This window comes from Nocardioides sp. (assembly GCF_030655615.1).
Taxonomy (GTDB): domain Bacteria; phylum Actinomycetota; class Actinomycetes; order Propionibacteriales; family Nocardioidaceae; genus Nocardioides.
The window spans coordinates 1-19,889 of record NZ_JAURVJ010000077.1 but is presented as its reverse complement, the minus strand read 5'-3'; the positions used below and the strand labels follow the sequence as shown (position 1 = coordinate 19,889).

Below are 19,889 nucleotides of genomic sequence, written 5' to 3'. Positions count from 1 at the left end.
CTCAGGCCCTTCCGAGCTTTTTCATGAGGCGGAGGTTGGCGGTCATGACCTTGGCGTAGGTCTCGTCGGACATCCCGAGCATCGGCGCGAAGCGCACCAGCCGCTGGGTGGCGACCGACTGGGACTCGGTGTAGCGGTGGATGCCCTCGCTGCCCTGGCGGCGCCCCATGCCGGACTCGCGCATGCCGCCCATCGGGGAGTCGATGCTGGCGAACGTCGCCCCGAACGCCTCGTTGATGTTGACGGTGCCGCACTTGACTTGGCGTGCGATCGCGCGGGCGCGGCCCCCGTCCTGGCTGTAGATCGAGGCGTTGAGGCCGTAGTCGCCGTCGTTGGCACGAGCGACCGCGTCGGCCTCGTCGTGGAAGCGGTAGAGCGAGACGACGGGACCAAAGGTCTCGTGGCCGAAGCAGGTCATGTCGGGGGTGACGCCCTCGAGGATCGTGGGCTCGTAGTAGAAGGGCCCCAGGTCGGGCCGGGCGCGGCCGCCGGTCAGCACGCGCGCGCCCTTGGCGACGGCGTCGTCGACGTGGGCGGTGACGGTGTCGAGCTGGTCCTGGCTGATGAGGGAGCCCATGTCGTTCTCCCAGGCCAGGGTGGCGCCGAGGGTCATCGCCTGGGTGCGAGCGACGAACCGCTCGACGAACCGGTCGTAGACCTGGTCGGCGACGTACATCCGCTCCATCGAGACGCAGAGCTGGCCGGCGTTGGAGAACGACGCGCGCACGGCGCCCTCGGCGGCCTTCTCGAGGTCGGCGTCGCGCAGCACCAGCAGCGGGTTCTTGCCACCGAGCTCGAGGGAGCAGCCGATCAGCCGCTCGGCGCACTGGGCGGCGATCAGCTTGCCGGTCGCGGTGGAGCCGGTGAAGCAGACGTAGTCGGAGCGCTCGATGATCGGCCCGCCGAGCTCGCGGCCCGGGCCGGCGACGACCTGCCACAGGTCCTGGGGGAAGCCGGCCTCGTCGAGCAGCCGGGCGCCGAGCAGCGCCGTCAGCATGGTCTGCGCGTCGGGCTTGGTCACGACCGCGTTGCCGGCGAGCAGCGCCGGCAGCCCGTCGCACAGCGCCATCGTGAACGGGTAGTTCCACGGCGAGATGATCCCGACGACGCCCTTGGGCACGTGGTTGACCTCGACGCGGGTGAGGCCGGGTACGACGCCCCGCTTGCGCTGGGTGTCGAGGTGCTGGCGGGCGGTGCGCGCGTAGTAGCGGGCGGTGAGCGCGATGTGGAGCGGCTCGTCGAAGGCGTGCTTCCGCGCCTTGCCCGACTCGAGCACGATCAGGTCGATGATCTCGTCCTGCCGCTCGAGCACGAGGTCGTGCAGGCGCAGCAGCATCGCCGCGCGCTCGGCGACCGGGACCCGCGCCCAGACGGCCTGCGCCCGGCGCGCCCGCGCGAACGCCTCGGCCACGTCGGCCTCGCTCGACTGCGGGACGTGCGCCAGTGGCGCGCCGTCGAGCGGGCTGGTCACCGCGACGGTGCGACCGGTCGTCGCGACCAGCCGGGCGGTGAGGCCCGCGACGTAGTCGGGCTCGAGCGCGTAGGCGGCGGTCGGGTCGTGCTCGGGATCGGCCGGCCCCTCCACCAGAGGTCCACCTGCGGGGGTCGGGTTCGGGGAGGCAGCCATAAGTACCGAGAGTATGTGACCGGGGTCTCCGGTGCTACCGATCGGTCACTTCTGTGGTTCTTTACACATTCGTTTGCGGTGTCAAGCGGAGCTCGTGGTGGAGATTCACCGCCTCAGCGGGGTTTCTCCTCCTTCTGCGACGAAGTTTCGGCGCAGAACCGGGAGAAACCCCGCTGCAGCGGTGATTCTCCTCGCGGGGCGCCCCTGTGGATAACCGGCGAGACCGACGGCGCCGAGGCGCCACGGGCGCGGCGACGTCACCACCGTCGCAGTCCTCGCCGCGGGCGCCCAGGGCACGTGGCAGGAGACGCTCACCGAGGGCGCCTAAATCTGACGGTGACGACGCGACCGGGATCAGCAGCGGGTCCGGGCGCCCTTCACCGACCGCAGCACCAGGCGGTGGCCGGCGACCGCGGCGGTCCAGTGCCGGGCCTGGGGGCCGCTGGTGCCCGGGCCGGTCGTGGTGACGCAACCCAGCGGGGCGCCGAGCGCACCGGTCGAGGTCAGCGCGACCCGCGTGCGACCGGCCCGGGGGACGTGGGCGTTGGTCACCTTGAGCCGGCCGCGCACGCTGCTCGTCCCCGAGACGGCGAGCAGGGTGCCGCCCCGGGCGGCCAGCCGGGCGAGCAGCGCCCCGCCCCGGCCCTGGGTGTAGGAGCCGTTGACACGGAGGGTGCCGGCGCCGGCGAGCCCGGGTACGACGGAGGCCCGGCTGTTGACGACGCGCCCGGTCACGGTCCCGCGGCCGGTGAGCTGGCCGCCGGTGAGGACGACCTGGGCGCTCGACCCGCCGAGCCGCAGGTTCGTGCCGGCGGCGAGCGACGTCGTACCCCCGCTCTGGAGGTAGCCGTCGTCGACCTCGAGCCGGCCCGACGCGACGGTCACCCGTCCGCTGGTGCGCAGCTCGGTGGCGTCGAGGGAGACGGGGTGGGTCGTCTGGGCGGCCACCGTGAGCGACCCGGTGTTGACGATCGTGCCGTGCGAGAGCACGACGTCGGGCCCGACGGTCGTCGCACCGGCGAAGGTCAGGACGGCGGGGTCGACGAGGTCGACCTGGTTGGGGGCGGCCGTCGTGCCGGCGAGCAGCCGGGTGGCGGTGGTGAAGCGGACCTTGCTGGGCCCGTGGGGGTCGAGGACGTGCTTGTGCTCGTGGTTGGCCGGGTCGGCGGGCACGTCGAGGGTCGAGCCGCCCTGCGGGCTGAGGGTCAGGTTGCCGCTGACGGCGCCGCCCCGCCACCGGAAGTCGCCCGCGCCCGTGATCGTCGCGTTGCCGTCGAGGGTGCCGGGGTACTCGTCGAGGAGCAGCGTCGTGCCCGTGCGGACCGGGATGGCGCCCGCGACCGTGGTGGGCGAGGCGACGGCCAGCGTGCCGCCGCCGAGGATCTCGGGCGAGCCCGACAGCAAGTCGGTCCCCCCGCCGGTCAGCTCGAGGCGCAAGGCGGCGGAGACCTCCACGCTGCCCCCGACGGACTCGAGCTGGACGTTGTCGAGGACCACGGGCCCACCGTTGCCGGCGGCGACGACCTTGCCACCGGCGTTGTGGATGATCCCCGGGAGCCCGCAGCAGTCGCTGCCGACCTGGGTGTCGGCGGCGAGGAGCAGCTCTCCGTCGGAGGCGTTGTCGATGCGCCCGCCGGTGCGGGCGTAGTAGCTGGCTCCGCCGACGAAGCGGATCCGGCCGTGGTTGGTGATGCGCACCGGCTGGTTGGCACCGTCGCGTCCGTCGAGCGACCGCTGGGCCCCGGCGTCGCCCTCTGCCGACAGCCCGGCGCCGTGGCTGATCGTCATGTCGGCCTCGAGGTCGCCGCCCTGCCAGAAGTAGGTCCCAGTGCCGGCCAGCGTGAAGGTCCCGGCCACGGTGTTGGTGCCCGAGATGCCCGGTCCGCCCTGGACCAGCACGAAGTCCTGCGCGAGCGTCTGGGTGCCGGTCAGCGTCGTGACCGAGCCGCTGCCGAGCACCCAGGCCCCCGCGCCGACGTACGACGACCCGTGGGCGGCGGTGTTGGCCGCGCCCGAGCTCTCGAGCCGGCCGCCGGAGGTCAGCTCGAGGATGCCGGCCTGGTCGATCTGCGCGGCGCGCACCGTGGTGGTGCCCCCCGTCGACACGAACCGGCCCTCGTTGACCAGCCGCGGCGGGTTGACGCAGCAGGAGAAGCCGAGGAGGTGGTTGGGGCCGGAGGAGGTGATCACCCCGCCCGGGACGGTCTTGAGCGCGACGCCCGCACCGACGAGCAGCGGGTGGTGGTCGATCGTGTTGCCGGTGAGGGTCAGCGACCCGGCGACGGTGAGGCCGCCGAGGAGCTGGGTGTTCTGGTCGACGTCGGTCACGTTGGGCGAGATGTCGCCCGTCGACCCGGCCAGCATGGTCAGCGGGGTCGAGACCACCGCCCCGTGGATCTCGAGGTGGCCGGACACGGTGATCGCCCCGCCGCCGAGGCTGGCGCCGCACCGGGTGCCGGGCGAGGGCTCGGTCTCGTGGATGTCGAGGTCGACCAGCGTGGCCGTCGGGGCGCCGACGGGCCTGGCCAGGCACGACCCCGTGGTCGGCGGCGCGATGACGACCGAGTCGCCGGTCCCGGGCACGCCCTGGGGCGTCCAGTTCTGGGTGTTGGCCCACTCGTCGTCGGCACCCTGCCCCGTCCAGGCGTACGCCGTGCCGGCGGCCTGGGCGGCCGGCGCGTGCACCAGCCACGACCCCAGGACCGCGGCGGTCACGGTGGCCGCGGCGACGCCGCGGAGGAGGTGGCGGACGGTGGTCGGCTGGCTCATCCCCGGAGCATGGCACCGGCCCCGAGCACCGGCATGACCCGAACTGACCATGCGGCCGGGGCCGTGACCTGCGACCGTCAGCCGGTCGGCGCCTCGAGGTAGATCGACTTCAGCTCGGTGTACTGACCCAGCCCCTCGGGGCCGAACTCGCGCCCCAGGCCGGAGGCCTTGAAGCCGCCGAAGGGCGCGGAGAAGTCCATCGTGTAGGTGTTGACGCCGTAGGTCCCGGTGCGGACCCGGCGGGCGACGTCGAGGCCCGCGGCCTGGTCGCCGGTCCAGACGGTCCCGGCCAGCCCGTAGTCGGAGTCGTTGGCGATCCGGACGGCGTCGTCGACGTCGTCGTAGGGGATCACCGAGAGGACCGGGCCGAAGATCTCCTCCTGGGCGATCCGCATCCCGTTGTCGACGTCGGCGAAGACGGTCGGGCGGACGTACCAGCCGCGGTCGAGGCCGTCGGGCATGCCGTTGCCGCCGACGACGAGCCGGGCCCCCTCCTCCTGCCCGAGCGCGATGTACTTCTCGACCCGCTCCTGCTGGCGCTGGGCGACCATCGGGCCGATCTCGGTGGCAGGGTCCATCGGGTCGCCGACCTGCATGCCACCGACCGCCTCGGCCAGGGCGTCCACGACGTTGGCGTAGTTGGCACGGCTGGCCAGGATCCGGGTCTGGGCGACGCAGGCCTGGCCGGAGTTCATCAGGGCGGTGAACTTCAGGCCCTCGACGGCCTGGGTGAGGTCGGCGTCGTCGAGCACGATCGCGGCCGACTTGCCGCCGAGCTCGAGGCTGACCCGCTTGAGCTGCTCGCCGCAGACGGCGGCGATCTTGCGGCCCGCGGCGGTCGAGCCGGTGAAGGCGACCTTGTCGACACCGCGGTGGGCGACGAGGTGCTCGCCGACCTCACGTCCGCCGGCGACGATGTTGACGACGCCCGCGGGGACGCCGGCCTCGTGCAGCAGCTCGGCCATCAGGTAGCCGTCGAGCGGGGTCTCGGGCGCCGGCTTGACGACGACGGTGCAGCCGGCCAGCAGCGCCGGGACGACCTTGGACATGATCGTGAACTGCGGGACGTTCCACGGCGGGATCGCGGCCACGACGCCGACCGGCTCGCGGCGGACCATGACCGGCATCCCCATCACGCCGTCGCGCACCTCCTCCCACGGATAGCTGCGGGCGATGCCGAGGAACGCCTCGATCTGCATCCACGGCGCCGGCGACTGGGCCAGGTTGGAGAACGACGTGGGCGAGCCCATCTCGGCGGTGATCACGTCGGCCATCTCGGCCAGCTTGCCGGCGTAGAGGCCGGAGAAGACCTGGACGACGTCGATCCGCTCCTGGGGCGTGAGCCGGGGCCACGGTCCCTCGTCGAACGCCCGCCGCGCCGCGGCGACCGCGGCGTCGATGTCGGCGACGGTGCCCTCGGGCACGGTTGCGACCACCTCCTCGGTGTGCGGTGAGATCACCTCGATGGTGCCGCTGGACGTGGGGGCGGCCCAGGCGCCGTCGATGAAGAAGGTGTCGCGGTCGAGGGTCATGAGTGGGTCTCCGTATCGGTCGACGGTCGGGAATGAGGGGGCGCCACGCGGTCCGGGCGGAAGGGGGACAGCGTCACGCCCGTGCCGGAGACCGACCTGGCCCCAGCTCGACCCGTCTCGGCGCGGGTGGGACCCCCCTGCCGTCCGGAACGCGTCATGAGACTGTGAACCAGTCGGTGAATCCGGAGGGGTCGTGGCGGCCGAGGGCGCCGTGCTCGAAGAGGCCCCAGCCCTCCTGCCCGTCACAGGTGGCACGGCCGACGTGGTCGATGACGCCGAACATCACCCGGCCGGCCACGTCCGAGGCGGTGATGTCGTAGGTGACGCGCTCGGTGAAGCCGGGGCCCTTCCACACGCCGTGGGACCAGTCGGAGTCGCCGCCGTAGCCGCCACCGACGTGGAGGGGTACGGCGAGGCGCGACTCGACCTCGATCTCGAGCGGCTTGCCGTCGGGGGTCGTGCAGGTGATGGTCGCGCCGGTGGGCACGCGGGTGCCGGGGGCGTAGCGGACCGCGACGTGCGGCCAGCCGAGCTGCTCGACGCGTCCGTCGGCCCACACCCGGTGGCAGTCGTTGAGGGAGCGGTAGCCGTCGGGCTCCTCCTGGATGATCAGGCAGAGCATGAAGTCGTCGAAGCGCATCGGGACGTAGAGCCACCACATGCCCTCGAACTCGGGGGTCGCGGGCGCGCCGGCCGGCACGGCCTCGCCGACCGGGCGGATCCCCCACGAGCGGTCGCGGCTGCCCACCCAGGTGTCGGGCGTGACGGCGTAGTCCGTGCCGTCGACGGAGAAGGAGCCGGACCACGTCCCGACCTGGGCGAAGCGCTGGGCCTCGAGGGTGACCCGCGAGCCGGACCGCATCACGTGGGGCATCTCCTGCAGCACCGGGAACGACCCGTCCCACGTGAGGTCGGCGGCGATGCCCTCGGTCTCGTCGAGCACGACCCGGACCTGGCGCAGCGGCTCGACGACCTCGACGCGGTAGCCGCCGACGTGCTGGTTCATCCGGTCGTCGTCGATGGCGTCACCGAGGTGGACGGCGGTCTGCTCGTCGCCGCGGCGGACCAGGAAGAACGCGTCCTTGGTGCCGAGGTTGGGGTAGTAGCCGTGCCCGAAGATCGCGAAGACGTCGCCGGTGCGGTCGTGGGCGTTGAAGTAGGAGCGGTCGTAGAAGTTGCGGTCGCTGGACGCGGCCCAGGTGACCGGCAGGGGCGCCTGGTGGATCGGGTACTCGTCGAGGGCGCTGAGCCCGTGCTGGACCGGCATCAGGCGCCGGCCCGCTCGAGGATCGACTCCATGAGCAGCTTGTGGTGCATCAGCGTCTCGATGTCGTCGGGGCGCTCGATCTCGCCGAAGTGGATCTGGCGGGCGCCGGTGCGCATGAAGACGATGCACCACTGGACGGCGTTGTAGAGGTGGAACCAGGTGAGGTCGGCGAGCGTGACACCGGTGATCTCCTCGTAGGTCGCCACGATGTCCTGCTCCCGCATGAAGTCGGGCATGCCCGGCATGCCCATGACCCCGGTGATCGACTCGAAGACCATGTGGGCGAAGGCGATCCACGACAGGTCGAGCTCGCGCGGGCCGATGGCCGCCATCTCCCAGTCGAGGACGGCGACGGGCTCGAAGTCGCGGTAGATCATGTTGCCGATCCGGCTGTCGCCCCAGCAGAGGACGACGTCGCCGCTGCCGGCCGCCTCGGCGTCGTGCAGGTGGGCCTCGAGCCAGTCGAGCCCGCGCTCGGCGAGCGGCGAGCGACCGATGTCGGCGACCGCGAAGTCGTACCAGGCGCGGGTGCGGGCCAGGTTGCGCGCCAGCGGGGTCTCCCCCGGCTGGTGCGGGTCGAGGAAGGCGAACGTCCTGCCCGCGTCGGGGATCGCGTGCAGCCGGGCGATGACGTCGACCGAGGCGTCCTGCAGCCGGCGCTGCTGCTCGGGCGCGGCGTCGTGCAGCCAGTTGTCGCCGAAGTTGTAGGGCAGCACGTCCTGCGGGATGACGCCGTCGACGCGGTCCATGAGGAAGAACGGCGTGCCCAGGACGATCCCGGTCGGCTCGACGAACCCGACCGTCGGCACCGGGACGTCGGTCAGCTCCGCGACGAGCCGCATGGCGTCGTACTGGTCCTGGAGGGCGTAGGTCGGGAACACCGGGAAGTCGTCCGCCGACGGGGCCACCCGGGCGACGTACTCGTGGGTGGCGCGGGTGCCGCCCTCGGTCCAGGTCGCGTCGAAGATCAGCGTCTCCGAGCTCATCCCGTTGGCGTCGACGCCGGAGAGGAGCACGACCTCGGGGTCGGCGCCGGCGGGGAGCAGGGTCGTGAGCCAGTCGGCCAGCAGCCCCGGCACCGTGGTCGCGTCCCGGCTCGACCGCTGCATCGTCATGTCGGTCGCGGGCGGTGTGGCTTGGGTCACGTTCGGAGTCTCAGTGGAACGTGTTCTAGTTGTCAACGGGTTGGCGTCACCGGCGTCACGGTTGCGCAACACCTCGTCCACCGGACGGCCTTAGTGCACAGGTTCGGTCGGGTATGGGGTAAACGTTTTCCCCGTGAGTCCCGTTGGTGCCGTGTGAAGCGCTCGAGACTGCTGGCGGCAGCCCTGGTGCTCCTGCTCGCCGGCACGCTCGTCGGGACCGACCCCCTGTCGACCACGACCAGCGTGGCGGGCGGTCAGCAGCGGGTAGCCGACGAGCCCGAGCCGTGGCCGGCTCCCGGCGGTGCCGGGTCCGGCGTCCGCAACGCCGTCGTGTTCCTGGTCGACGACATGAGCGACTTCTCCTGCTCGCAGGTGCACGACTTCCTGCCCGAGAGCTCGGCGTGGCTCAAGGACCGCGGCACCTGCTACGAGACCGCGTCGACCTCGACGCCGGTCTGCTGCCCGGCGCGGGCCCAGGTGCAGACCGGGCAGCTGGCGCACAACAACCGGGTGCGCACCCAGCTCGACGCGCGTCACCTCGACGTGAGCCACACCGTGCAGCACGACCTCGGCGAGGCCGGCCTCACCACCTACGGCGTGGGCAAGAACCTCAACGGGGTCGACGCGGCCAACTACTACGGCCCGGGCGCGATGAGCAACGGGTTCGACGACTTCGACTTCTGGAACTCCTACAAGAACGCGCCGGGCTCGTTCCTGCTCTACGCCGACGACGGCAGCACCTACGTGCCGACCGACGGGCTCCACAGCACCGAGACCAACGGTGCGTTCCTCGACGACAAGCTCGACGGCTACCTCGAGACCGGGGAGCGGTTCTTCGTCTACGACGCGTTCTTCGCACCGCACAAGCAGGGCGTCGGCGGCGGCCAGGGGGTCATGCCCCTGCCGACCCCGGCCCACGCGCAGGCCGCCGTACCGCCGTTCTACTACGCGCCCGAGCCCGAGGCCCGCGACAAGCTGCCGCTGTTCGCCAAGCCGCGCCGCACCCGGGCCTTCTACCAGCACCTGTGGACCCAGCGGATCCGTGCGCTCTACGACGTCGACCACCAGATGGCGTCGGTGTTCGCCAAGCTCGAGACGGCCGGCGTCCTCGACGAGACCGCCGTGATCTTCGCCAGCGACAACGGCTACACCGACCGCGGCCAGGTCAACTGGGACGGCAAGGCCATCCCCTACCCGGCGTCGACCGACGTGCCGATGCTCGCGTGGTACCCCGGCGCGGCGCCCGCGGTCGTCCGCAAGCCCGTGCAGCTCGTCGACATCGCGCCCACGCTCTACGACGTCCTCGGCGTCACCCCCGGACACCGGCTCGACGGGCACTCGCTGCGCGGCGGCCACACCCGCAAGCAGGTCTACGGCGAGTTCTTCGGCGAGCGCGACTCCCTGGTCGACGAGGAGTCGGGGCGCGCGACGGGCTACGTCAGCTCGTGGCGGCTGCTCAAGCAGGGCCGGTGGTCCTACGTCGAGTGGTACCGGCCCGAGGGCACGATCCTGCGGCGCGAGCTCTACGGCGAGCCCAGGATGCTGGCCAACATGCTGTGGCCGGGCTACCGCGGGCGGCGGCCCAAGCCGTCCCTCGTGCGCTACCTGCACCAGCAGCTCGTCGCGCAGTCGCGGTGTGCCGGCACCGTCGAGGACGGCTGGGTCCGTCCCTGCACCTGACGCGCCGGTCCGCCCCCAGGAATCGGGCGTGACCATACCGGTCTGATTCACTTCGGGGCGTGTCACTCGGTCTCGGCCCTGCCGCTCGCGCGCAGCCGCCGGTCGACCCCCCGCCACCGCCAGGGTCCGGCTCCGGACACCGACGCTCGACGTGGACGACCGTCATCGTGGTCGCCGTCCTGGTCGTGGGCGGCCTGGTCGCCAACGTCATCAACCAGCGGGCGCACTCCTCCGACCCGGTGGCCGAGCCCGACGCGGTCCGGGTCGAGAACGCGATCCTCTTCCTCGTCGACGACATGAGCGACTTCAGCTGCGCCGAGGCCGACCTCTACCTGCCCAAGAGCAGCAAGTGGCTGCGCCAGCAGGGCACCTGCTTCGAGTCCGCCACGACCGCGACACCGGTCTGCTGCCCCGCCCGCGCGCAGATCCAGACCGGGCAGCTCTCCCACAACAACCGGGTCGTCAGCCAGATCGCCGCCAAGAGCCTCGACGTGCGCGACACGGTCCAGCACGACCTCGCGCTCCTCGGCATCGACACCTACGGCATCGGCAAGAACCTCAACGGCATCGACGCGAGCGAGTACTACGGCGTCAACGGTCGCGACAACGGCTTCGCGCACTTCAACTTCTGGAACTCCTACAAGGGCCCCGCCGGCGCGTTCAAGCTCTACGACGACCTGGGCCGCCGCTACACGCCGACGGACGGGCTCAGCACCACCGAGACCAACGGCGCCTACCTCGACGCCTACCTCGATGACAAGCTCGAGTCGGGCGACCCCTTCTTCGTCTACGACGCCTTCGTGGCGCCGCACAAGCAGGGCATCGGCGGCGACGTCTCGGACCTGCCGCCGCCGTCGGTCAACCACGCGGACGACCCGGTGCCGCCGTTCCGCTTCGCCCCCGAGGGCTTCGACGGCGACAAGCTCAAGATCTTTCGCGGCGCCCGCTTCCCGCGGTCCTACTACGAGCGGCTCTTCACGGCCAAGGTCCGCGCGCTCTACGACGTCGACGACCAGATGGCCGCGACGTTCCAGCGGCTCGAGGACGCCGGGGCCCTCGACGAGACCGCGGTCATCTTCACCAGCGACAACGGCTACACCGACCGGGGCCAGGTCAACTGGGAGGGCAAGTCGATCCCCTACCCGGCCGCCACCAACATCCCGATGCTCGCGTGGTTCCCGGGCCGGCCGCCGGCGGTCGAGAAGAAGCCGGTCTCGCTCATCGACATCGCCCCGACCCTCTACGACGTCTTCGGCGTCATCCCCGGCCACGTCGTCGACGGCCACTCGCTGCTGAGCGACCACCGGCGCGAGCTCGTCTACGGCGAGTTCTACAACGAGAGCAGCGGCCTAGCGCGTCGCGAGTCCGGCCCGCTCGCCTCCAACCTGCGGTCGTGGCGGTTGATCAAGCGCGGCCGCCAGGCCTACGTCGAGTGGTACGGCAACGGCGGCGTCGTGGTCTTCCGGGAGTTCTACGAGGACGCCCTGATGAAGAAGAACCTGCTCTCCCCCGCCCACGCCCGTGACCGCCCGCCGCACGAGACGCTCCGCACCTTCCGGCTCCTGCTCGACCAGTACGGCACCTGCCAGGGCACCGAGGAGCAGGGCTCCCCCAACCCCTGCCCCTGACGTCCGCCCTGGCCCCTTGCGCGAAGGTCTGAACCGGGGTTCACTTGTTGGGTGCCCTACCGCCGGACCCCCGCCGTGCAGGAGCGTCTCGACGCCACCCGCGCCGCGATCGTGGGCGCCGCGCACGCCCTGGTCGGCGAGCGGGGCTACGCCGGGTGCTCGGTCGCTCTGGTCGCTACCGGCGCCGACGTCGCGACCGGCACGGTCTACCGCCACTTCCCCGACAAGGGCGCCCTGTTCGCCGAGGTCTTCCGCGTCGCCACCCAGCGTGAGGTCGACGCCGTCGCGGCGGCCGCGGCCAAGCCCGGAACGGTCGCCGAGCGGGTCGAGGCCAGCGTCGAGACGTTCGCCCGCCGGGCCCTCAGGGCGCCGCGGCTCGCCTACGCGCTCATCGCCGAACCCGTCGACCCGCAGGTCGAGGCCGAGCGGCTCACCTACCGCCGCGCCTACCGCGACATCTTCGCCACCCTCGTGGCCGACGCGGTCGCCGCCGGCGACCTGCCGCCGCAGGACGCCGAGGTGTCGGCTGCTGCCGTGGTGGGCGCGATGGCCGAGGCGCTCGTCGTCCCCCTCCACGCCGGAGGCGGCTCGCGCCGCACCGTCCCCGACCTCGTCGCCTTCGTCATCCGAGCCCTAGGAGCAGCCCCGTGAAGACCCACGACGTCACCAATCAGGTCCCGCCGCTCGTCGGCCACGACACGTCCGCCGATCCTGCGCTGCGCGCCGCGCTCGAGCGAGAGGACGCCGGGTGGGCGATCGACGAGGTGTCGGCGCTGGGCCGTCGGGCCGGGACCGAGGAGGCCCAGGAGTGGGGCCGGCTCGCGGAGCGGGTGCCCCCGGTGCTGCGCACCCACGACCGCTACGGCCACCGGGTCGACGAGGTCGACTACGTGCCGGCGTACCACTCGTTGATGACGACGGCCGTCGCGCACGGCCTGCACGGCACGCCCTGGGCCGACGACCGGCCGGGCGCGCACGTCGCGCGCGCGGCGAAGTTCCTCGCCTGGAACGTCGACGCCGGCCACGGCTGCCCGATCTCGATGACCTACGCCGTCGTCCCCGCACTGCGCGCCGAGCCCGAGCTCGCGGCGACCTACGAGCCGCTGCTCACCTCGACGACCTACGACCCCGGACTGCGGGTAGCCACCGGCAAGGCCGGGTTGATCGCGGGCATGTCGATGACCGAGAAGCAGGGCGGCTCCGACGTCCGCGCCAACACGACGCAGGCGGTGCCGCAGCCCGACGGGTCCTGGCGGCTGACCGGCCACAAGTGGTTCACCTCCGCCCCGATGAGCGACCTGTTCCTGGCGCTGGCCCAGACCGAGAGCGGGCTCTCGTGCTTCCTGGTGCCGCGGGTGCTCCCCGACGGCGCGCTCAACCCGATGTACCTGATGCGGCTCAAGGACAAGCTCGGCAACAAGTCCAACGCCTCCTCCGAGATCGAGTACGACGGCGCGTCGGCCTGGCTCGTCGGCGAGGAGGGCCGCGGGGTGCGGACGATCGTCGAGATGGTCAACATGACCCGCCTCGACTGCACCCTCGGGACCGCGTCCGGCATGCGCCTGGCCACCGTCACCGCCGTCCACCACGCGCGGCACCGCTCGGCGTTCGGCCGCCGGCTCGTCGACCAGCCGTTGATGCGCAACGTGCTCGCCGACCTCGTCGTCGAGTCCGAGGCCGCGACCACCGTGGCGATGCGGCTGGCGGGCGCGACCGACCGCGCGGTGCGCGGCGACCTCGAGGAGGCGTCGTTCCGGCGCCTGGCGCTCGCGGTGTCGAAGTACTGGGTCTGCAAGCGCGGTCCCGCCCACGCCGGCGAGGCGATGGAGTGCCTCGGCGGCAACGGCTACGTCGAGGAGTCCGGGATGCCGCGGATATACCGCGAGCTGCCGCTGCTGTCGATCTGGGAGGGATCGGGCAACGTCGCCGCCCTCGACGCCCTGCGCGCGATGGGCCGCGAGCCCGAGTCGGTGGAGCGGTTCTTCACCGAGGTCGAGCTGGCCGCCGGCGCCGACCACCGCCTCGACGACGCCGTCGCCCTGGTCAAGAAGGAACTGTCCGACGGCGCCGAGCTCGAGCTCCGTGCCCGCCGGATCGTCGAGCAGCTGGCCCTGGTGCTGCAGGGGTCGCTGCTCGTGCAGCACGCGCCGGCCGCCGTCGCCGACGCGTTCTGCGCCTCGCGGCTGGGCCGCGACTGGGGCGGCGCGCTCGGCACCCTGCCGCCCGGGCTCGACCTCGACGCGATCGTCGAGCGGGCCCACGTCGAGGTGCCGGCGGGGTGAGCGCTGCACCCTCGGACGACGCGACCTCCGAGCTGCGCCAGTCGCACGACGTCCTGGCCGAGGTCTATGCCGAGCTCCTCGTCGGCCACCTCGAGGGGATGCCGGTCGAGCGCGCCGTGCTCGGGCTCTTCGCCGAGCTCGTCCACGACCACGGCACCGGTACGTCGGTGGGTGACGTCGGGTGCGGGACCGGCCGGCTGGCGCCCTACCTGGCCGGCCTCGGGCTGACGCCGCACGGCGTCGACCTCTCCCCCGAGATGGTGCGCGTGGCCCGGCGCGACCAGCCCGGCTTCGCGTTCGAGGTCGCCGACCTGCGTGCGCTGCCGTTCGCCGACGCCGCGCTCGACGGCGTCGTGTGCTGGTACTCGCTCATGTACCTGTCCCCCGACGACCGCCCGGTCGCGTTCGGCGAGCTGGCACGGGTCGTCAAGCCCGGCGGGCTGCTCGCGACGGCGTACAAGATCGGCGACGACAGCCTGCGGCGCGGCGGGCAGACGCTCGACCTCGGGATCGGCTTCGACATCTGGTGGCGCTCGCCGGCCGGGCTGCAGCGCGACCTCGGCGCGGCGGGGTTCGACGTCGTCCTGGCGGCCGAGCGACCGGCCGAGCCGGGCGGACCTGGCGAGCTGCAGCCCCAGGGCTACCTCGTCCTGCGGCGCCGCTGAGCGACACTACGATCGACCGGTGACCGCCACCCTCGTCGCCAAGGCCCTCTCCGGCGGCCACGGGCACCGCATGCTCTTCGAGGGCCTCGACCTCACGGTCGCTCCCGGTGACGTGGTGGGCGTGGTCGGCGCCAACGGCGCGGGCAAGTCGACGCTGCTGCGCCTGCTGGCCGGCGAGGCAGAGCCGATGGACGGGACGGTGACCACGGCGCCGAGCGACGCGTTCGTCGGGTGGCTGCCCCAGGAGCACGAGCGGGTGCCGGACGAGACCGTCGCTGCCTACCTCGCCCGGCGTACGGGTGCGGGCGAGGCGACCGTCGCCATGGAGTCGACCGCGTCCGCGCTCGGCTCGGGCGAGCCCGGCTCCGACGACGCCTACGCCGTGGCCTTCGACCGCTGGATGGCCAGCGGCGCCGCCGACCTCGAGGACCGTACCGGGGCGGTGCTCGCCGACCTCGGTCTCGACGTCGGGCCGTCGGCACTGATGACGTCGCTCTCGGGCGGGCAGGCCGCCCGCGTGGCGCTGGCCGCGCTGCTGCTCAGCCGGTTCGACGTGGTGTTGCTCGACGAGCCAACCAACGACCTCGACCTCGACGGCCTGGCGCGTCTCGAGGCGTTCGTGCAGGGGCTGCGCGGCGGGGTCGTCCTCGTGTCGCACGACCGCGAGTTCCTCGCGCGGTGCGTCACCCGGATCGTCGAGCTCGACCTCGCCCAGCACCAGGTCACCGTCTACGACGGGGGTTACGACGCCTTCCTCGAGGAGCGGGCGGTCGCACGCCGGCACGCGCGCGAGGCCTACGAGGACTACGCCGACACCCGCGCCGACCTCGTCTCCCGCGCCCGGACGCAGCGCGAGTGGAGCTCGCAGGGCGTGCGCAACGCGATGAGGAAGAGCCCCGACAACGACAAGATCCGGCGCAAGGCGGCGACCGAGTCGTCGGAGAAGCAGGCCCAGAACGTGCGGCAGATGGAGTCGCGCATCGCGCGGCTCGACGAGGTCGAGGAACCGCGCAAGGAGTGGGTGCTCCAGTTCGACATCGCCGCCGCCCCGCGCTCGAGCGCCGTGGTCGCGACCCTCAACGAGGCGACCCGCCGGCTGGGCGACTTCGCGCTCGGCCCGGTCTCGCTGCAGGTCAACGCGCGCGAGCGGATCGGCATCACCGGTCCCAACGGTGCCGGCAAGACGACCCTGCTGCGGCTGCTGCTCGGCGACGACGCCCCCGACACCGGGAGCACCGCTCTCGGCGCGTCGGTCGCCGTCGGGGTCATCGACCAGGCGCGGACCGGGCTGGCCGACGACCAGCCGCTCGGCGACGCGTTCGAGGCCGTCGTACCGGAGTGGACCCCGGCCGAGGTCCGCACGCTGCTGGCCAAGTTCGGGCTCAAGGCCGACCAGGTCACCAGCCTCGTCGGGCGGCTCTCGCCCGGGGAGCGCACCCGCGCCGCGATGGCGCTGCTGCAGGCGCGCGGGGTCAACCTGCTGGTGCTCGACGAGCCCACCAACCACCTCGACCTCCCGGCGATCGAGCAGCTGGAGCAGGCCCTGGAGTCCTACGACGGCGCCCTGCTGCTGGTCTCGCACGACCGCCGTCTCCTCGAGAACGTGCGCCTCGACCAGAGCTGGGAGGTCGCCGCCGGACAGGTCGTCGTCCGGCACGCGGCCGTCGGTGGCTGAGGGACCGACAGCCCAGGTGTGTGTGGGTCCCTCACGTACCTTCGCCGCATGGCGACCCCCCTCCCCCAAGGCACCAACCAGCGACTGGCGGCCCCGGCCGGCGAGGTCGTCGTCGAGCACGCCGCGGACGCCTCGGTCGACGTCAACCTCACCGCCTTCCTCGTCACCACGCAGGGCCGGGTGCGCGGCGACGACGACATGGTCTTCTACAACCAGCCCGACGGTCCCGAGGGGAGCGCGCGGTTCCTGCCGCCCGAGACCGTCGGCGGCGTCGTACGCCACCGGCTCGCGTTCGACCTGGCCCGTCTCCCCGCAGGGATCGAGCGGATCGTCGTCAGCCTGACCGAGGACGGCGGGCCCGGGTTCGCGGCGGTGCCCGGGCTGACCGCCCGGATCGACGTGGGCGGGACCCCCGCCTTCGACCTCGCGCCACCGGCGTTCACCAACGAGCGCGGGCTGATGGTGGCCGAGGTCTACATCCGCAACCAGGAGCACAAGGTCCGCTCGATCTGGCAGGGCTTCGCGAGCGGACTCGCCGGCCTGGCCGCCGCCCACGGGGTCGAGACCGGCGACGCGCCGCCCCCGCCGCCCCCGATGTCGACGCCCGTGCCGACCCCGCCCATCTCCTCGACGCCGACCCCGCTGCCGCCGCCCCCGCCGACGTACGCCGCTCCGCCGCCACCGCCGCCACCGCCGCCACCGGTCTACACGCCGCCGGAGCCGCCGGCACCCCCCGCACCGACCGGTGGCGGGATCAACCTCCAGAAGGTCTCCGGCGCGGTCAACCTCAGCAAGGGCGACCGCGCGGTGGTGATGGAGAAGACGCCGCTGATCACGGCGTCGGTGTCGTGGCGGTCGGGGACCGACTACGACGTCTACGCCCTGGTGTGGACGACCGACGGGCGGCAGACCGACGTCGCGATGTTCGAGGCCAAGGGGGTGCCGGTGCTGCAGGAGTTCCTCGGCATCCGCCACCACGGCGACGTGAAGAAGCCGACCGGCAAGGTATCCGAGCAGACCGAGACGATCGACATCAAGCTCTCGCCCGACATCGTCGCCGTGCTGCCGGTCGCCTACTCGGCGATCACCAACGGGTCGGGGTCGTTCCACCAGTACCAGGTCTCGCTCGCCATCGACAACGGCGCCGGCACGCGGATCACCCTCGAGGCGACCAACGCCAACGAGGACAAGAAGATCTACACCTGCGTGCCGGGCATCATCCGCAACACGCCCGACGGCGTCGTCATCGAGCCGCTCGAGCTCTACAGCAAGCGGCGCTCGGAGAACCGGCCCAAGCTCGTGCTCGACGCCACCGGGCAGGTCGTCGTCGAGATGGACACCGGTCCGCGCAACAAGGTGAAGTGGGGCAAGTAGGGCTCGTCGTGGGGGCTCAGTGCGGCCAGGAGACGATCGAGACCTGGTCGGTGGAGAGGTCCCGGGCCACGGTCGCCAGCCAGTCGTCGCCGCTGCCGACGTAGCGGCCCGTCACGGTGAGCGACTCCTCGCCGCTGCGGATCGACCGCAGGGTGAAGCCCTCCGTCCCGTCGTCCTGGTCCTCGGTGAAGCCGAGGAAGCCGGCCGGGTCGTCGTCGAAGGACAGCTCTCCCGCCGCCTGCCAGCGTGGGCGGTGCGTCCCGGCGTCGACCCCACGGAAGCGCCGGAACGCGCTGTCGGTGACGACGTCGACGCCGCCGGCGGAGTCGATCAGCAGCCTGCGGCCGCCGTAGGACCAGAGCGTGCGGCCCGTGGTGGCGTCGAGCACCACGCCGAACGCGCCGCGTGTCCACACGTCGACCCGGCCGCCGGCAAGCGGCGACACGTCGAGCGGGAGGGCGCAGTCGTGGTCGTCGCGGGCCAGGGTCCAGTCGAAGGTACGCCGCCACCGCTCCTGCCCGTCGAGGCTCCGGGCAATGAGCTCGGCCGTGCAGTCCCGCCCGACGGAGCCGGAGTAGTCCGCCTCGATCACGACCCGTCCGACGCCCTGGAAGCCGTTGCCGAGCAGGTCGGGCCCGCGCTGCTCGCCGGTACGCGCGTCGAAGACCTGCAGCAGCGTCCGCTTGCCGAGAGGATCCCGGGTGCGGTCGGTGCCGAACGGGAAGCTCGTGGCCTGCACCGTCGCACCGACCTGCTCCAGGATGCTGAGACCGTCGGACGCCGGCGTCTGCCACCGCACCCGTCCGGTCGCGGTCGCGATCGCCGTCACGGTGCAGCCGGCGTCGCCGCCGCAGCTGTTGGTGAACAGCGTCCCCTGGCCGACCACCAGCCCGCCCACGTCGCGCTCCCAGCGCAGGGCGCCCGTGGCCCCGTCGAGGACCCGCACGTGGGTCCCGCGCCCTCCCAAGGAGGACCGGACGACCACGTCGCCGTCGACCTCGGCCGCGCCGGAGCGCCGTCGCCCCGCCGGCTCGGGCACGGTCCACTCCTGCTGACCGTCGGCGGAGTAGCCGATCGTCGAGCCGTTGGTCGCCACCACGTAGCCCGCACCGGTCCGGCCGACGCCGATGACCCTCAGCTGCAGGGGACGCGTCTGCCACAGGACGTCACCCGCCTGCGGAGCGGACGCGGGTCCGGTCGTCGGGTCGGACGTCTGGGGCTTCGGCGTGGGATCGTCCGTGGCCGGGTCCGAGCAGGCGGCCAGGGCGACGAGCACGAGCACGGCGATCCCTCGGCGCTTGATGGCAGTCATGGCCTGGACCTTCCACCGGAGGGCCTGCGCGCAAACGCGCGTCCGCCTCCCAGGCACCTGGGCGTTGACGTGCGCGGCCGTGCAGGGCACGGTGACCCGTCGCGTTTGTGCGACGGGTCAGCAGGACGTCGCGGCACCCACGGCCTACCGCACGGTGGTCGAGCCGCGGGGACGAAGTCACCGCGAGTCGAGACCTCCGCAGCGGTAGACCGACCGGGCCACACGGTGGTCGCGGGGCCGCTCAGCCGCAGCGACGGGGTCGGGTCGGGTGGGTCGGCTGCGGGGATCTCGACACGCCGGGCCGTAGCCGGCCCGTCGGCTCGATCACCGAGGTGCGGACACGGTGGTCGAGCCGCGGGGACGAAGTCACCGCGAGTCGAGACCCCCGCAGCGGTAGACCGACCGGGCCACACGGTGGTCGCGGGGCCGCTCGCATCGACGGGGTCGGGTCGGGTGGGTCGGCTGCAGGGATCTCGACACGGGCTCGCCGGGGGCTCGCCCGGCTCGATCACCGTGTGGGTGCCGTCTGGGCATGCCGATGGCCCCGCTGCCTGGTGGGAGCGGGGTCGTCGGGGCGTTCAGGGTCGTCGTCGGCGTCGGTCGACGAGGTAGGTGATGCCGGTGGGGCTGGTCCTCTCGTACAACCCGGGCTCGAGGACCCGGTAGGACCACGTGCCGTGGGTCTTGGCGCGGTGGTGCCTCCGGCACAGCATCGCCAGGTTCTCAACGCTCGTCGGGCCGCCGGCGTCGAACGGGACAATGTGGTCGAGATCGACGTGACGGCGGTGGCAGCCCGGAAACACACACGTCCCGTCACGTAGACGGACCTGTTCACGGATGGCCTCGGTCGGGCGGTAGGCCTCGGTCACTGGGTTGGTGTTGAGGTCGATGACCGGCCTCACCGTCACCTTCGTACCCGCGGTCTCGCACCAC

General features: G+C 72.5%; 14 protein-coding genes. 7 read left to right on the top strand and 7 right to left on the bottom strand.

Going from position 1 to position 19,889, the window contains the following annotated elements; all coding sequences use genetic code 11:
- Nucleotide 1 precedes the first annotated feature (1 nt).
- From Q7T52_RS06490 to Q7T52_RS06470, 5 genes are all read right to left on the bottom strand, one after another.
- Nucleotides 2-1,627 (bottom strand): succinic semialdehyde dehydrogenase, encoded by a 1,626-nt coding sequence (locus Q7T52_RS06490; protein ID WP_304800575.1) that lies wholly within the window; start codon nucleotides 1,625-1,627, stop codon nucleotides 2-4.
- Between the two features lie 354 nt (nucleotides 1,628-1,981).
- Complete coding sequence (locus Q7T52_RS06485) at nucleotides 1,982-4,396, bottom strand: hypothetical protein (protein WP_304800573.1); 2,415 nt, start codon at nucleotides 4,394-4,396, stop codon at nucleotides 1,982-1,984.
- A gap of 77 nt (nucleotides 4,397-4,473) precedes the next feature.
- Nucleotides 4,474-5,928: an aldehyde dehydrogenase gene (locus tag Q7T52_RS06480; protein WP_304800571.1), complete on the bottom strand. Its 1,455-nt coding sequence runs from the start codon at nucleotides 5,926-5,928 to the stop codon at nucleotides 4,474-4,476.
- 154 nt (nucleotides 5,929-6,082) lie between these two features.
- On the bottom strand, nucleotides 6,083-7,195 hold the full coding sequence (locus tag Q7T52_RS06475) for a hypothetical protein (protein ID WP_304800569.1): 1,113 nt from the start codon (nucleotides 7,193-7,195) through the stop codon (nucleotides 6,083-6,085).
- Nucleotides 7,195-8,340, bottom strand: a complete 1,146-nt coding sequence (locus tag Q7T52_RS06470; RefSeq protein ID WP_304800566.1) for a phosphotransferase family protein — start codon at nucleotides 8,338-8,340, stop codon at nucleotides 7,195-7,197. Before Q7T52_RS06470 ends, Q7T52_RS06475 begins: the two co-directional genes overlap by 1 nt.
- Before the next feature lie 153 nt (nucleotides 8,341-8,493).
- Between Q7T52_RS06470 and Q7T52_RS06465 the strand changes: the two genes are divergently transcribed.
- From Q7T52_RS06465 to Q7T52_RS06435, 7 genes are all read left to right on the top strand, one after another.
- Nucleotides 8,494-10,020 carry a sulfatase-like hydrolase/transferase gene (locus Q7T52_RS06465; protein WP_304800564.1) on the top strand — a complete coding sequence of 509 codons (1,527 nt, stop codon included), beginning with the start codon at nucleotides 8,494-8,496 and terminating at the stop codon, nucleotides 10,018-10,020.
- Between the two features lie 167 nt (nucleotides 10,021-10,187).
- On the top strand, nucleotides 10,188-11,648 hold the full coding sequence (locus Q7T52_RS06460) for a sulfatase-like hydrolase/transferase (protein WP_304800561.1): 1,461 nt from the start codon (nucleotides 10,188-10,190) through the stop codon (nucleotides 11,646-11,648).
- Between the two features lie 51 nt (nucleotides 11,649-11,699).
- Nucleotides 11,700-12,299, top strand: a complete 600-nt coding sequence (locus Q7T52_RS06455) for a TetR/AcrR family transcriptional regulator (RefSeq protein ID WP_304800559.1) — start codon at nucleotides 11,700-11,702, stop codon at nucleotides 12,297-12,299.
- Nucleotides 12,296-13,930, top strand: coding sequence for an acyl-CoA dehydrogenase family protein (locus Q7T52_RS06450; protein WP_304800558.1), 1,635 nt, complete (start codon nucleotides 12,296-12,298; stop codon nucleotides 13,928-13,930). Before Q7T52_RS06455 ends, Q7T52_RS06450 begins: the two co-directional genes overlap by 4 nt.
- Nucleotides 13,927-14,595, top strand: a complete 669-nt coding sequence (locus Q7T52_RS06445; RefSeq protein ID WP_304800556.1) for a class I SAM-dependent methyltransferase — start codon at nucleotides 13,927-13,929, stop codon at nucleotides 14,593-14,595. Before Q7T52_RS06450 ends, Q7T52_RS06445 begins: the two co-directional genes overlap by 4 nt.
- A gap of 19 nt (nucleotides 14,596-14,614) precedes the next feature.
- On the top strand, nucleotides 14,615-16,270 hold the full coding sequence (locus Q7T52_RS06440) for an ABC-F family ATP-binding cassette domain-containing protein (RefSeq protein WP_304800554.1): 1,656 nt from the start codon (nucleotides 14,615-14,617) through the stop codon (nucleotides 16,268-16,270).
- A 48-nt stretch (nucleotides 16,271-16,318) separates the two neighbouring features.
- Nucleotides 16,319-17,644, top strand: a complete 1,326-nt coding sequence (locus Q7T52_RS06435; protein WP_304800552.1) for a TerD family protein — start codon at nucleotides 16,319-16,321, stop codon at nucleotides 17,642-17,644.
- Between the two features lie 16 nt (nucleotides 17,645-17,660).
- Here Q7T52_RS06435 and Q7T52_RS06430 read toward each other — a convergent pair whose 3' ends face one another.
- Nucleotides 17,661-18,956 (bottom strand): PQQ-binding-like beta-propeller repeat protein, encoded by a 1,296-nt coding sequence (locus Q7T52_RS06430; RefSeq protein WP_304800550.1) that lies wholly within the window; start codon nucleotides 18,954-18,956, stop codon nucleotides 17,661-17,663.
- A 578-nt stretch (nucleotides 18,957-19,534) separates the two neighbouring features.
- A partial coding sequence (locus Q7T52_RS06425) for an HNH endonuclease signature motif containing protein (protein WP_304800548.1) occupies nucleotides 19,535-19,889 on the bottom strand: 355 nt, incomplete at its 5' end.

Coding starts and splice junctions, on each gene's coding strand:
- Q7T52_RS06490 (WP_304800575.1), bottom strand. CDS start 1,627: ATGGCTGCCTCCCCGAACCCGACCCCCGCAGGTGGACCTCTGGTGGAG.
- Q7T52_RS06485 (WP_304800573.1), bottom strand. CDS start 4,396: ATGAGCCAGCCGACCACCGTCCGCCACCTCCTCCGCGGCGTCGCCGCG.
- Q7T52_RS06480 (WP_304800571.1), bottom strand. CDS start 5,928: ATGACCCTCGACCGCGACACCTTCTTCATCGACGGCGCCTGGGCCGCC.
- Q7T52_RS06475 (WP_304800569.1), bottom strand. CDS start 7,195: ATGCCGGTCCAGCACGGGCTCAGCGCCCTCGACGAGTACCCGATCCAC.
- Q7T52_RS06435 (WP_304800552.1), top strand. CDS start 16,319: ATGGCGACCCCCCTCCCCCAAGGCACCAACCAGCGACTGGCGGCCCCG.
- Q7T52_RS06430 (WP_304800550.1), bottom strand. CDS start 18,956: ATGACTGCCATCAAGCGCCGAGGGATCGCCGTGCTCGTGCTCGTCGCC.